Below are 13038 nucleotides of genomic sequence, written 5' to 3' on the forward strand. Positions count from 1 at the left end.
ACCTTGAACGACGCTTCTATTCTGCTCGTCGACGACGAACTGTCTATCCTTGAATTGATGCGCACTGTGCTGCGCAAAGAAGGCTTTGTTCATATTGATGCCGTTCGCTCTGCTGAGGAAGCTCTGGATGCTTGCGCCGCCAAGACGTATCATCTCATCGTGCTTGATGTGATGATGCCGGGGCGGAGCGGGATTGAGATCGCCCCCTTCCTTCGGCAATTAACGGATGCGCCGATCCTGTTTCTGACGGCGCGCATCTCGGACTTCGACAAGCTTTCCGGTTTCGCCGTAGGGGGAGACGATTATATTACCAAGCCGTTCAATCCGATGGAGGTTGTAGCCCGTATCCGGTCTCAGCTTCGAAGATATATGGCGACTGCGATCCATCATTCAGCAGGACTCGGGAAGAGTTCCGGAAATGTAGGTACAGTCTACGATTATGGCAGATTTCAAGTGCACGAAGAAGCGGGTGAGCTGATCGTAAACGGCCAATCCGTAGCTTGTCCTGCACTTGTTTTTCAATTGCTCCTTTATTTGTGTAAACATCCGAATCGGGTATTTGGAAAAAGCGAGCTATATGAGAAAGTATGGGGCGAGGATGCGCTGAATGACGATAATACGGTAATGGTGCATATTCACCGTATCCGTGAACGAATCGAAGAGGATCTTTCCAGACCGAAGTTTATTGTGAATGTAAGAGGAATGGGCTATAAGCTCGTGAATAAGCCGGGACAGGGGTAAGGAATAGCCATGAATATGAAGGGACGGCTTATGTGGCGATTTACGCTCCAGCTGTCGATTGCTGGCGTTGTCGCCTTGCTTATCGTTGCTGCCGGTATCCTATGGATTACGCATCGGTATGCGGAAATCAGCATCACGAAGGATTTTGCATCTGCTGGCATGGAAAGATTGGTGGAATCATCCAAGTTGACACCTGAGGGCATCCGGTTCGATCCGAAGCTGCTGGAACAAGTGAAAGCGAACAATGGCTGGCTGCAAAGCTTGGATGAGACCGGAGGTGTGGAGCAGTCCTATAACGCGCCCAAGGATGTGCCACTCAAGTATGCACCAGGCGAGTTAGTAGCTTATTGGCTGGGAAAAAGCCCGTTCCCTTATCATTTGTATTTGTGGGTACAGGAGAAGCATGGGAGAGTTTACACTGTAGTCTACGGTGTAAAGAATGAGATAGGACCGATTCTGAACATGGTTGCGTCTCAGGGAAGACTTGATTCGCATGACCAATTGTACTTGCCGGATGAAATGGCCAAGCGTCTGCAGATGCTTGGCGGATTTGTACAGTTGATCAATCGAGATGGAGTCGAGCTTGGTTCCTATAATAAACCGCATAATGTCACGAAACTCTATAACATTGATGAGTTGGTTCTGCGATCCATTTACAATGTACGTTACGGTTATTTGATGGATTCGATCTATGAGCGTGACACGGGCAGAACATGGATTGTTGCTATACCGAATCCAGGTGAACGCACGCAATCGGAAGGGAGCTCGTTTCCGCCGGAGGCCAAAGTGCTGTTGATTGCCGTCGTGGCTATGTTCTTGGCTTTGGTCCTCGTTTTCTTCTTGTTATCTTTATGGAATGCCCATCGGTTCGGGTCCCCTATGCTTCATATGCTGGCTTGGCTTGATTTATTGGCCAAAGGCGAATATAAGGAACCCACAGACAGGAAAGGAATTCCAAGGAGCCGTCGGTCTCAAGGCGGCACGAGGTCGCGTTACCGTGTATTTTCCGACTTCCTTCACTCTATTGAGCGATTGACTACGACGTTGCTGAGAGACCGGGAACTCCGTTTGCAGAATAAAAATCTGCGAGAAGAGTGGATATCGGGTATCACTCATGATTTGAAGACACCGCTCTCCTCCATCAAAGGTTATGCTCATATGCTATCGGAAGAACGGTATGAATGGAGCGCAGAAGAAGTTCGCAGTTTCTCCCAAACGATGTTGGAGAAATCTGCTCATATGGATAGGTTAATCAATGATCTTGCTATCACATATCGAATAAGTGCGGGTGTGCAGCCGCCGGAAGGAGAAGTAATTGAGCTGAACAGCTGGCTTCGCCGTTCGATCGAACAAGCAGCTTCCCATCCTTCTTTTGACACTCACAGGGTAAGTTTTGTTCCTTGGGGAGAGGATATAACGATTAAACTGTATGGGCCGTGGCTGGATCGTGTGGTTATGAATTTAACGGCTAATGCCTTGTTGCATAATCCGCCCGAGACGCAATTGACGGTTAGCGTCATGATAGATGGTCAAGAGGATGGCATATTCATTCTGTTCACCGATAACGGTCAAGGAATGGATGAGCAGACAGCAGGCAGGCTGTTCGAGCGTTATTACCGAGGGACCGACAGTATGTCGATGACAGAAGGTACAGGGCTTGGAATGGCGATAGCCAAGGATCTTGTGGAAGCGATGGGCGGTCAGATTACTATCGATACGATGCCGGATCAAGGCACGACTGTTCGCCTTAGCTGGCCGAGGGGATAACAGAAGAAAGAACGCCCGGCTTAGGAAGCGAGGCGTTCTTTATCTATAGGAAGGCTAGCTGCCGGATTTCTTCTGCAGCAGGCTTTGAAGCTGTTCTTCAACAAGCGCATTGCGCTGCTCCAGCTTCTGATCATTTACGGCTGGACTTGAATAGCTGCCCCCTGTCGCCGTTTTGGAAAGTTCCCGGGCTGCCTCCCATTCCATCACCTTCTGCTCGATTCGCTCGAACCCGCGTGCAGCGGAGCTGCCTTGCAGATGAGACCCGGCGAAGCTGCTGCCGCTGCTTTGCGGGGATGCCTGGCGAACGCGGGCAGCTAACTCAGCGCGCTTGCTTTGCAGGCGTGTTCTTTCTTCTTTAAGCGATTCGACTCGCAGCTGCAAGTCGGTGGCAGCTTGCTTGGCGATGCCGCGAAGCTTATCGGTATCTTCCGCTTGCTCCAGGTAGAGCAGCTTCGCCTCGAGGGCTGTTCGAGCTTCTGTCTCGCGGTCTTCAGACGCTGCCTGAATAGCTTTGTCTTCATAATAGCGTGCTTGTGCGTTGAGCTCGTCGAATTTGGAACTCATCATTCGCTCCTGTGCTTGCTGCTGCACCAGGGCGCGTTCAGCCTTATCAATTTCCTCGTCCAAATCTCTTAAGTAATGATTCAGCATCATCACCGGATTTTCCATCTTATCCAGCATTTCATTGGCCGCCGCCTTCGTCATATTTACTACACGTTGCAAAATTCCCATATCTTAATCTCTCCCTTAAAAGTTTTTTGTCATCATTTATTAGTAATGGTAGCGGTTCATGAAAGACATATCGCCCACCGGGGCTTTAGGTACAAGTAGCGTAGCTGCGAAATATAGCAGAATAACCGCTCCGAAGCTGAAAAATCCAGCGATGACAACCAGCAGCCTTACAATTGTGGAGTCGATGCTGAGCCATTCGCCAATGCCTCCGCAAAGTCCAGTCAATTTATTGTCCGTGTGAGATCGAAATAGTTTTTTCATGTTCCTCATCCTTTCCTGTCGCTCATCTATGTCTTTATTCTACCTGGCCATAAGCTTCCTGGTAACGGTCCAGGGTCTATTCTTGATGCTGGCCTTGAGTCGGGGGTGGACTCCGACGGACGGCGGGGGGAAGTGTGACAGCAAGTTCGGGGATACATCGTCACAATCTATTAATAAAATGGAGTGGAAACAACGATAATAATAATTGGATAGTTAAAGTCATAATGGACATTTATAGGGAAAGTGAAAGGTCAGGCGGCGTTCAGCAATCAAAAAAGAAATGCGGGGGAATGAAATTTGAAATTGAAATGGTGGTATACGATCATCATGGTCTCTTTGTTGTTAACCGCTTGTGGTTCAAATTCGAATCAAAGCTTGAGCGTGCCAGCAAACTCAGAGAGATCGGATGTCCAAATGGAGTATGACATAGCAGGCGTCTCGTACAACAAAAATAACGTCAAGATTAAGTACCCAGCTATTACGGGAATGAAAGACAAGGATAGAGAGGATGTACTTAATAAGCTTATCGAACAGGAAGCAATGACCATCCTGGATACGTTTGATGGGGAAAAAGACACGATAGAAATGGACTTTCAAATCAAACTCCGCGACGAGAGAATTCTAAGTATCGTCTATCCCGGATATGCCAATTCAGAAGGGGCAGCTCATCCTGTAAACTTATTTCAGACTACAAACGTGGATATCGAGCATGGACAGAAATTAAGGCTGCAGGATCTGGTCAAGGTGGATCATCAACTTATAGAAGCGTTCAGAACGGGCGTGTATCAAACGCATGACCAACAACTTGATTTAGCCCAAGAAGGACTATTGGAGGAGACGCTGGAGCAGTTTGGGGATGAAGAGTTGTTAAGTTATTTTTCTAATGCGGATTCCGAAATCGGCGGTGCATTCAGTTATGTTACGCAAGATTCCATCGGGATTAGCCTGCCGGTTGCACATGCTTTAGGCGATCATTTCGAGATGGAGATAAGCAGAGAAAAGCTCGATTAGATGCGATAAGCTATTGTAATTTTTATCCGCACATATGATGATAGGGATAAGTGGGAAAAATCTCTAGTGTGGAGGGGTTAGGATGCATCGATCGGACGCGATCGTAATAGGCGCTGGACTTGCAGGGCTAGTTGCAGCGGCTGAGTTTGCCGATTCCGGCAAAAAGGTGATGCTGCTTGATCAGGAGCCCGAGACTTCGTTTGGAGGCCAAGCCTGGTGGTCGTTCGGGGGACTATTTCTGGTCAATTCCCCGGAACAGCGCAGGCTGGGCATTCGGGATTCCAGAGAATTAGCCTGGCAGGACTGGCTTGGTTCAGCCGGGTTCGACCGCGAGGCGGACGAGGATTATTGGGGCCGACAATGGGCGGAGGCTTATGTAGATTTTGCTTCGGGTGAAAAGCGGGCATGGCTGCATGGCATGGGCGTTCGGTTCTTTCCGGTAGTCGGATGGGCGGAGAGAGGCGGTTACTTGGCAGAGGGACACGGCAATTCCGTACCGCGCTTTCATATCGTATGGGGCACCGGACCTGGCATCGTGGCACCGTTCGAACGACGCGTTCGTGAGCATATGGCACAAGGAAGAATTGAATTCCGTCCACGCCATCGCGTAGATGGGCTTGTTGAGCGGAATGGCGCGATCATTGGTGCAAGCGGTTCCATTCTTGCGCCCAGCGATGCGGCGCGCGGCGAAGCAAGCTCAAGAGAAGTTGTCGGGCAGTTCCAGTATGAAGCGGGAGCCGTGCTGGTCACGAGCGGAGGCATCGGCGGCAACCATGAGCTGGTGCGTCGCAATTGGCCGAGCAGGCTAGGTGAGCCCCCTGCTCGAATGCTCTCCGGCGTTCCGGCGCATGTGGACGGTCGGATGTTGGGCATTACGGAAGATGCGGGCGGACGAATCGTGAATCGCGACCGGATGTGGCATTATACGGAGGGACTGAAAAACTGGAATCCGATTTGGGATAATCATGGCATTCGCATCCTGCCTGGACCCTCGTCAATCTGGCTCGATGCGACCGGCAATCGTTTCCCTGCGCCGAACTTCCCGGGCTTTGACACGCTTGGCACGCTGGAAGCGATCCAGAAGACCGGTTATGATTATTCCTGGTTCATCCTGACGCAAAAAATTATCGAGAAGGAATTTGCCCTGTCCGGCTCGGAGCAGAATCCTGATTTGACCGGGAAGAGCGTCCGTAAAGTGTTGTCACGAGTGTTGCCCGGCGCCCCGGGGCCTGTACAGGCTTTCATGGATAAGGGAGAGGATTTTGTCATTGCCCGCAGCATCCATGAACTGGTCGATGGCATGAATAAGCTGGCGGGCAGCGGTTTGCTTGATGCGTCAGTCATCGAACGCCAGCTTATTGCTAGGGACAGAGAGATGGACCATACGTTCACCAAGGATTTGCAGGTGACGGCAATCCGCGGAGCGCGTAACTATATTGGCGACAAACTGATTCGCACCGCCAAGCCTCATAAGCTGCTCGATCCGAAGAACGGTCCGTTGATCGCGGTCAGGCTAAGCATCGTAAGCCGCAAGACGCTGGGCGGACTTCAGACTGATCTGTCCGGACGTGTGCTGAATGCCGAAGGAGAGCCTATTCAAGGCCTTTATGCCGCAGGCGAGGCCTCTGGCTTCGGTGGCGGCGGGCTGCACGGATACCGGGCGCTGGAAGGAACGTTCCTCGGAGGCTGTCTATTCTCCGGGAGAGCGGCTGGACGTTCTGCTGCGTCAGAGCTGTAGAAGAGACGCGGAAATCTTGGCACCCAGCTAGCCATAATCGATATTGCGCGACACCGACAGGCTGACGTCTGACACTGATTTTTTGCCTACTGAACGCTTTGCAGAGCTCTTTCGTTTCCAGTATGAAATCACTCCTATCACATCATCTTTTCTGCGAATAAGGCTACAGAATAAAATAAGGATTTCATAAGGGATGAGCAGAACAACAAAAATAGGCGAAAAAGACTTCCGTCAGCGGAAGTCTTTTTGCATGTATGGAGCTTATTCAGTCATTTATCCTGCCTTATTATCGTTTCTGGCTTGCTTCTTTCTCATAATAAGAATATTCAGCAGAACAGGGAGAATAGCGACAAGCATGAAGCGCCAGTCGACTGTAAGAAAGGAGATGGTGGCGAAAATAATCAGAATCGACACGCCGATTGCAATGCCCTGCAAGAGCTGGATCTTGCCTTTGCTGGTGTCGTCTGGATCATTTGTCATGCGAGATTGCAGGATGATGAAAGTCAGCCCCCATATGCCTAGATGAACAAACAGCAGAATGCCCAGCGACGGAATCGTACCGATGGAGTGGCCTAATATTTCCAACGACATCAACACAAAGATCGTCGCAATTGTGAAGTACCATGAAAGTGAGCGGGACTTGGCTGACATATAGGCCCTCATCTCATCCAGTTCGTTTTTTTTCGCCGCGTTGCGCCTGCCGAAGTACCAGCCTGCAATCCCGAATAGCAGCCCACCATAAATGCCTAGATATACCATCTACTTTTCCTCCTTGTCTTCAAACACGAATACTTCCTCGATTTGCATGTTGAACGCTTTTGCGATTTTGTAAGCAAGTTCCAACGAAGGATTGTATTTCATCGTTTCAATCGCTATGACTGATTGTCTGGATACACCGACGATCTCTCCCAGTTGCTCTTGCGTCATGCCATGTTCGTTCCGTAATGTCCGAATATGATTTTTAATACGAGCCCCTCCAAATGTGGCAATTACATGTAAAGCTAGCTTTACGTAAAGTGTACCTTACATTATTGATGCTGTCAATGTTTTCCTCGTACAATTGCACTCTGGAAACAAATAACGGGATGCCCCGCATAGAGGCATCCCGTTCATATGGCAGGCGTTTAATTCGCCTTGTTCGAGAAACTAGCTTGAATCAGTACCACTTCCGCTTGCGATCCAATACGAATCGGGGGTCCCCAGAAGCCGAAGCCAGAGGATACGATCGTATGAAGCTGCCCCTTTTGCAGGTAGCCCCAGTCATTCTCGAACAGCCGCTTCGTAATCAGATTAGCGGGAGCGATCTGACCGCGATGTGTATGACCGGCGACGAGCAGGTCAATACCTTGCCGCTGTGCAATATCGAAGCCGTAAGGCTGATGGTCCAGCAGGAACAGGGTATTGGATGAGTTTACGCTTTCAGTTAGTTCAGCGAGCTCGGCCCGGTTTTTGTCGCTATGGTCTTTGCGGCCAATCAAGGTAAGCCAGTCTTCAAGCTCGATGGATTCGTCGTAGAGCACTCTCATACCGCTCTCTTCCAGAAGATCAATCAACTCTTGAATCTCTCCCTTAAACCGGTCATGATTGCCAAGCGAAGCGTAGACGCCATAAGGAGCCTTGATTTGTGACAATATGGGTCCGATTCCCTTGTTTACATAGGGAACGATATCGTCATCGATGATGTCTCCCGGGAACAGAACGATATCCGGCTGAAGCGCATTTATTTCTTCGACGAGTCGGACAGCATGATTTTTGCCGGACAGGTAGCCGAAATGCATATCCGATGCCATCACAATCTTCAGTTCGCCACTCGGAGGACCCGGCTTGTTGATATGTATGTCATAGGAACGGACAGTAGGCGTATAAGCATTGTAGCTGCCATAGCCTATAAGCAGGACAAGAGCCGTCAGTGTAATAATTCCCGCCCATTTTTGCACATGATGTCGAGGGAGGGAAGTGAGCCTGGTGAGCCATACGATAAGTTGGACAACTGGCAGAAGCAGAACGAGCAGACTGAATATGGCCAGCCAATAGGAGCCTATAACGTTCAGAATGGTCGAACTTGCGAATACTCTAGCGAGAATGAAGGAAGCGGCAAGAAAGATAAGGGCGACGATATAGAGCAGTCTGAATCTCCGCGACACCGCGGGTCTCATCCAGGACCATCCGCTCCAACCAATGTAGAACACAATAAGCCCATACAACAGTAGAAAAACAAGTCCAATGACGATAAACATGTTGCCCTCCTTTAGGATGTTAGTCCCATTATAGCATTTGGCACGCAGGAACTAAAAATCTGTCTGTTCTTAGTAAACGATGGGTTACGCTGCTATTGTCTCGTGCCTCATTAAAAGCCCAAGGAATCGCTGACTGCGAATTCCTTGGGCTTTTTGATCCAGACATCTGGGTCGCTGTATCCTTATTGTAATTGCGCTTTGCGATATGTGCTCCGGTAGTATAAGATCGAGCACACGATAGCAGCCAGCACGACAACGGTCAGTCCCCAATAGATATTGCTGTAAGCGTGGGAGAGAGATAAATCTTTCTGCCACACTAGCGCGCTGGCTGATATTGCTACACCAAACGCGCCGCTGAAAAATTGCAAGAGCTGAAACAATCCGAGACCTGAGCCAATCTGAGCTGGCTCCAGAATACGGGACATCTCATTCGAGACGCTGCTCGACAAGATGGTGAAGCTTGTGCTAAGCAGCATGTAGATGAACAGAATAGCCCAGTAAGACAACCCTTCGAACAGAGCGAAGAGCACGACCGCAGCCAGCAGGAATAGTGGGATATACCGAATGATAGAACTGTTGCCGTTCGTATCGATATATTGGCCAACACGTCTGGAGACGAACATGGCTAGCATGGAACCCGGGAAGATAATAAGTCCTGCTTCTATCGCGCTTAGTCCGTATTGCTTCACGAGTATTTGCGGCATCAAGAACAACGTTGCAAAGCTGCATAGATAAGCCGCGATGCCGACTCCGCCCAAGATCAAATACGAGCGATTGCGGAAGAGCGACGGCAGTACGAACGGATTGGCTGCAGTTCGGATGCGTACAATAAACAAGGCTATAGAAACAAGACCGAGTGCCAGCGCAATAATGGATTGGTTGGTCAGGAACAGAAGCAAACCTGTTGTGCCAACTCCGATAAAGATGGCGCCAAGCGCGTCGAAGGAGCCTTTTTTCATCGCTTCTTTCGGGATATAGGTTACAAATAAGGGAACAAGCACAATCGTAACAGCAGTCAGCACGAACAAAATATGCCACCCCATATATTCAACGACTGCGCCTCCGACCACAGGACCAAGGCCAAGACCTAAGGATACTGAGGACATAATAAGCGCCATTGCCTTGCCTCTACGCTCCAGTGGCACGTAACGAGAGATGAGCACCAGTGATAGTGCAGGAATCGAGCCAGCCCCTGAAGCTTGAACAATGCGTGCGCCTATAAGCATCAGAAAGCTATTGCTGAACAAGCCTGCGATAGCGGCCAGACTAAGAGACAATATGCCGATAATGAACAGTCTGCGGATCGGAACGAAGTCAGCCAGACGGCTGTACGTAATGGATGAGATCGCAAATACGATGGAGTACCCCGTTACGATCCACGATGTCGAGGATGCCGAGAGCTGGAAGGCTTCCGCTACATCGGGCAGGGCCAAATTGAACATCATCGTGTTCATAATGACGATAACGATCGTTACGCCGAGCAATCCAAGCACAACGCCTTCTTTCATCGATTGTGGCTCAGCCGAATCATGAGTTGGTTTAGTCAAGGGGTTTCACCTCCAAGTTTTAAAGTTCGATTGTTATCGAACAATAGAATCATAGCATGCGTTATGGTATAATGCAATCATCTACATTAAATTTTTACAGGGGGCTATAGACATGAAAATATTAGTGCATCCCGACCGTGCAGATATCCATTTATCCTCCGTGCTGTATGCCTTGAGCGATCCTCTCCGCTTAATGATCGTCTCTCAGCTTCGCGGCGTATCGGAACGCGCCTGCGGGGAATTCGAATTGCCTGTCGCCAAGTCCACACAATCCCATCACGTTCGTACATTGAGGGAAGCAGGCATTATTAATGTACGCAGCGCCGGTACGCAGCGGCTGATTTCGCTCCGCACTGAAGACATGGAGGCCAGATTCCCAGGATTGCTGTCCTCGATTCTGGAAGCTTACGAAACCTCGGGAGAGAAGGAGCGCATAATCGCTCCAGATCATTCATCAGACTGATTTCATGATGGATCCACTATAGTTTGTACAGATTCGGCTCAAACGAATCGATTAAATAATCGTTAGGCGCAGTTTGCCGGCTGGTTTATTGGGTCAAGCGGACTGCGTCCCTTTGGCATACTGTCTAAGGCTGCATAATGTCCTTTGCAGCTCTTGGAGTCGTGAGAGTACTATTGAATCGTCAGATGTCGCATCAAAGATCCCACGGCTGCATAAGCTGCATAGGTAGCTGTATAGTGAAGCGGAGTATTCGTATAGAACAAACAAAGAAACCGTTCCTGTCGCAAACGGCGTTATTCCGCCATTTAGACAAGAACGGTTTCTTTTCATTATTGCAACCATACTCTCTTCTCAGGTGTTCTATACATATAAATTACAAAGTTAGTTGGTTGAGTCAGTTGACATTTTCGATGACTTCTCTGGATTGTTGTTCGATCCAAGAAACCTTATGAATAAAGCTGCTTGCTAATTGATGTCCGCTTTCCGAATCCACCAATACGAGTTCAATACCTTTGTTTTCTACAATGGAGTCTTTATAAAACTCCTCTGTTTGGGATTCTTCAAGCTTGAGTGAAAAGGTTTGGGCTCCCAATTGAGTTTCATTTGGTTTCAGCATGATTAAATTCGCCTGAACTTCCCTTTCGGGATATTGTTCAAAGCCAAGCAGCGAAGATAACCTGGTATCATGTACTACTATTTTTGCATATAGCGGCTTTGTTTGTTCGTTGGTATGATTATGAATTTTATATTCTACTGTTAGAAGTGTTTCTTGTTCCTGAACAAGTTGTACAATTGCGGCGGAGCTTTCCTTTTGCTCAAATTCAACTGAAGCGTTACCTTTTTGCTCAGGAGAACCAGAAGCGCAACCCGTTAAAAGCCCAAGTAGTCCCAAAAAAATAATCAACCTTTGAATTGAAATCCCTCCTCATTAGAAACAAGTGAAATTTTTTGATCTGGAGTAAACGAAGAGAATGAAGACTGGTTCAATTCAGCCAGCACATGCTCCTTCAATTGCACGCCTTTTTGAATATCTTCATGTGAAAGCTCGAGTTTATATTCAGAACTTGTTGCGAGTCTGGCTGAGGTATTGTGAAATGTGTCCGTTTTTGTATCGGTACTGTCATATTTATTTACATTTAATATATTTAAATCCAAATATATTGTAACAAAAATGATGGGTATAAATGAATAGTTCATTTGTACTTTTTTTGTGTGCAAGTGTAATAAATTGTCTTACAGCAAGTTTTTAATATGTATATTTGTATTTTCGTTCTATTACGCTTACGTTTCCAACTGAATAATGTGCTGTTCAATTCGACAGTCGTACGATTATGTAAGCCACTTTCGAAGACATTGCTGAAGCGACGATTTATGCAGAACGCAATCGTATTGTTGGAGAAATCCATGGTATCGTCGGATATATTTCGAGAGAATGGTTCCATTTGGATGGTTTGGATTAAAATTAAAGCTGAAAAAGTCGATATAAATAGGTATTACAAAGAGGAGGAATTAATCAATGCTACCCTCATATGAAATAGCGAGTTCTAATATCAACCTGCCTTATGAGAAGTTGAATAAAACTAAAGCGGAATCGAATAAAAAATGGATCAGAACAGTGGCGGTATTTTTGGTTAGCACGGTTATATTGGTTGCTACCTTTCTGAATGTGGAGTATTCCCTGCTGACTATTTTCGTTATTGGTATATGGATTCTCTCCATATGGTACTCAGTTAGAGTATTTATTAAGGGAAGAGCTGTTTACAATGCGGAGCTAAAGCATGCAGTAGTAGGGGCTTTGGCAGACAACATGCTCAAGTTCGCAAAGCTGCCATTTGAATCTGAACAGTATGAAAAATATTGTCATTATGAGCATGATGCTCGAATTAGTGATGAATGGATTGATGCAAGTGAACTGTTCATGCTAGAAGATCGACGGGTAGCAGGAGAGGATTATTTCGAAGGTAAATATGGTTTAACCGAATTTTATATGTCTGAATTGAAGATTACAACAAAGGAAATCATTGATTCTGAAGGCTATAGTTCAACCGGAACGAAAGTTGCCTTTAATGGAGTACTATTCATTGCTGATTTCAAAAAGGACTTCACCGGTTTGACGGTTATTGAGACCAATTACATAAAAACGAACAGCGCTGTTGGTGGTTTTTTTGCAAAAATGCTGCAAAATGAGGCTACAACAACCAGTAAGCGAGCGAACCATGTTATTGAGTTTGAGAATGCTGAATTTAACCGACATTTTACTGTTCGTACAGATAACGAAATGAATGCACGAAATATTTTAAGTCCCGCATTCATGCAGCATCTGCTTGATTTCTGCAAAAGCTATCCAAATCCGATCATGATTTCATTCCATCATTCCTATATGTTTGTTGCCGTATGGTCTCATAAAAATTTTATTGATAGTGGTTTGAAAAAGAAACACGGCGAGTACGATTTGAGAAATGTTTATGAGGAGATGGCTGTTTTTTTTCGAATCATCGAGAAGTTTGAGTTGAATACCAAAGTATGGAGCGAGGAATAGCT

General features: G+C 47.3%; 13 protein-coding genes. 6 read left to right on the forward strand and 7 right to left on the reverse strand.

Annotated elements, in window-relative coordinates; genetic code table 11:
• Window positions 1-3 precede the first annotated feature (3 nt).
• Window positions 4-741: a response regulator transcription factor gene (locus DX130_RS21330; RefSeq protein WP_116048826.1), complete on the forward strand. Its 738-nt coding sequence runs from the start codon at window positions 4-6 to the stop codon at window positions 739-741.
• Between the two features lie 9 nt (window positions 742-750).
• Window positions 751-2508 (forward strand): sensor histidine kinase, encoded by a 1758-nt coding sequence (locus DX130_RS21335; protein ID WP_116048828.1) that lies wholly within the window; start codon window positions 751-753, stop codon window positions 2506-2508.
• A 54-nt stretch (window positions 2509-2562) separates the two neighbouring features.
• On the opposite strand, the gene DX130_RS21340 is transcribed toward DX130_RS21335, so the two are convergent.
• Both DX130_RS21340 and DX130_RS21345 read right to left on the reverse strand, forming a co-directional pair.
• Window positions 2563-3240, reverse strand: a complete 678-nt coding sequence (locus DX130_RS21340) for a PspA/IM30 family protein (protein WP_116048829.1) — start codon at window positions 3238-3240, stop codon at window positions 2563-2565.
• A 39-nt stretch (window positions 3241-3279) separates the two neighbouring features.
• Window positions 3280-3501, reverse strand: a complete 222-nt coding sequence (locus DX130_RS21345; protein ID WP_116048831.1) for a PspC domain-containing protein — start codon at window positions 3499-3501, stop codon at window positions 3280-3282.
• 297 nt (window positions 3502-3798) lie between these two features.
• Here DX130_RS21345 and DX130_RS21350 point away from each other — a divergent pair, with 297 nt between their 5' ends.
• The gene (locus tag DX130_RS21350) at window positions 3799-4512 is read left to right on the forward strand and encodes a DUF4163 domain-containing protein (RefSeq protein WP_116048832.1); all 714 of its coding nucleotides are present in this window, start codon (window positions 3799-3801) and stop codon (window positions 4510-4512) included.
• Between the two features lie 82 nt (window positions 4513-4594).
• Window positions 4595-6250, forward strand: a complete 1656-nt coding sequence (locus DX130_RS21355) for an FAD-binding dehydrogenase (protein ID WP_116048834.1) — start codon at window positions 4595-4597, stop codon at window positions 6248-6250.
• Between the two features lie 273 nt (window positions 6251-6523).
• Here DX130_RS21355 and DX130_RS21360 read toward each other — a convergent pair whose 3' ends face one another.
• The 4 genes from DX130_RS21360 to DX130_RS21375 all read right to left on the reverse strand — a co-directional run bounded on the left by DX130_RS21360 (window position 6524) and on the right by DX130_RS21375 (window position 10034).
• Window positions 6524-7009: a hypothetical protein gene (locus DX130_RS21360; protein ID WP_116048835.1), complete on the reverse strand. Its 486-nt coding sequence runs from the start codon at window positions 7007-7009 to the stop codon at window positions 6524-6526.
• The gene (locus DX130_RS21365; protein ID WP_116048837.1) at window positions 7010-7216 is read right to left on the reverse strand and encodes a helix-turn-helix transcriptional regulator; all 207 of its coding nucleotides are present in this window, start codon (window positions 7214-7216) and stop codon (window positions 7010-7012) included.
• Window positions 7217-7374: 158 nt separating this feature from the next.
• Window positions 7375-8487, reverse strand: a complete 1113-nt coding sequence (locus tag DX130_RS21370) for a metallophosphoesterase (protein ID WP_116048839.1) — start codon at window positions 8485-8487, stop codon at window positions 7375-7377.
• 182 nt (window positions 8488-8669) lie between these two features.
• Complete coding sequence (locus DX130_RS21375) at window positions 8670-10034, reverse strand: MFS transporter (protein WP_240644627.1); 1365 nt, start codon at window positions 10032-10034, stop codon at window positions 8670-8672.
• A gap of 112 nt (window positions 10035-10146) precedes the next feature.
• Between DX130_RS21375 and DX130_RS21380 the strand changes: the two genes are divergently transcribed.
• Window positions 10147-10497, forward strand: a complete 351-nt coding sequence (locus DX130_RS21380; protein WP_116048840.1) for an ArsR/SmtB family transcription factor — start codon at window positions 10147-10149, stop codon at window positions 10495-10497.
• 394 nt (window positions 10498-10891) lie between these two features.
• On the opposite strand, the gene DX130_RS21385 is transcribed toward DX130_RS21380, so the two are convergent.
• Window positions 10892-11389 (reverse strand): hypothetical protein, encoded by a 498-nt coding sequence (locus DX130_RS21385; RefSeq protein WP_133297963.1) that lies wholly within the window; start codon window positions 11387-11389, stop codon window positions 10892-10894.
• Window positions 11390-12013: 624 nt separating this feature from the next.
• Here DX130_RS21385 and DX130_RS21395 point away from each other — a divergent pair.
• Entirely contained in the window at window positions 12014-13036 is a 1023-nt protein-coding gene (locus tag DX130_RS21395) for a DUF3137 domain-containing protein (RefSeq protein ID WP_116048846.1), read from the forward strand.
• Window positions 13037-13038 lie beyond the last annotated feature (2 nt).

The sequence above is a fragment of the Paenibacillus paeoniae genome (assembly GCF_003388735.1).
GTDB lineage: Bacteria > Bacillota > Bacilli > Paenibacillales > Paenibacillaceae > Pristimantibacillus > Pristimantibacillus paeoniae.

Excerpts from the sequence above, each read along its gene's own strand:
- DX130_RS21335 (WP_116048828.1), top strand. The coding sequence starts at position 751 with ATGAATATGAAGGGACGGCTTATGTGGCGATTTACGCTCCAGCTGTCG.
- DX130_RS21340 (WP_116048829.1), bottom strand. The coding sequence starts at position 3,240 with ATGGGAATTTTGCAACGTGTAGTAAATATGACGAAGGCGGCGGCCAAT.
- DX130_RS21345 (WP_116048831.1), bottom strand. The coding sequence starts at position 3,501 with ATGAAAAAACTATTTCGATCTCACACGGACAATAAATTGACTGGACTT.
- DX130_RS21355 (WP_116048834.1), top strand. The coding sequence starts at position 4,595 with ATGCATCGATCGGACGCGATCGTAATAGGCGCTGGACTTGCAGGGCTA.
- DX130_RS21360 (WP_116048835.1), bottom strand. The coding sequence starts at position 7,009 with ATGGTATATCTAGGCATTTATGGTGGGCTGCTATTCGGGATTGCAGGC.
- DX130_RS21370 (WP_116048839.1), bottom strand. The coding sequence starts at position 8,487 with ATGTTTATCGTCATTGGACTTGTTTTTCTACTGTTGTATGGGCTTATT.
- DX130_RS21380 (WP_116048840.1), top strand. The coding sequence starts at position 10,147 with ATGAAAATATTAGTGCATCCCGACCGTGCAGATATCCATTTATCCTCC.
- DX130_RS21395 (WP_116048846.1), top strand. The coding sequence starts at position 12,014 with ATGCTACCCTCATATGAAATAGCGAGTTCTAATATCAACCTGCCTTAT.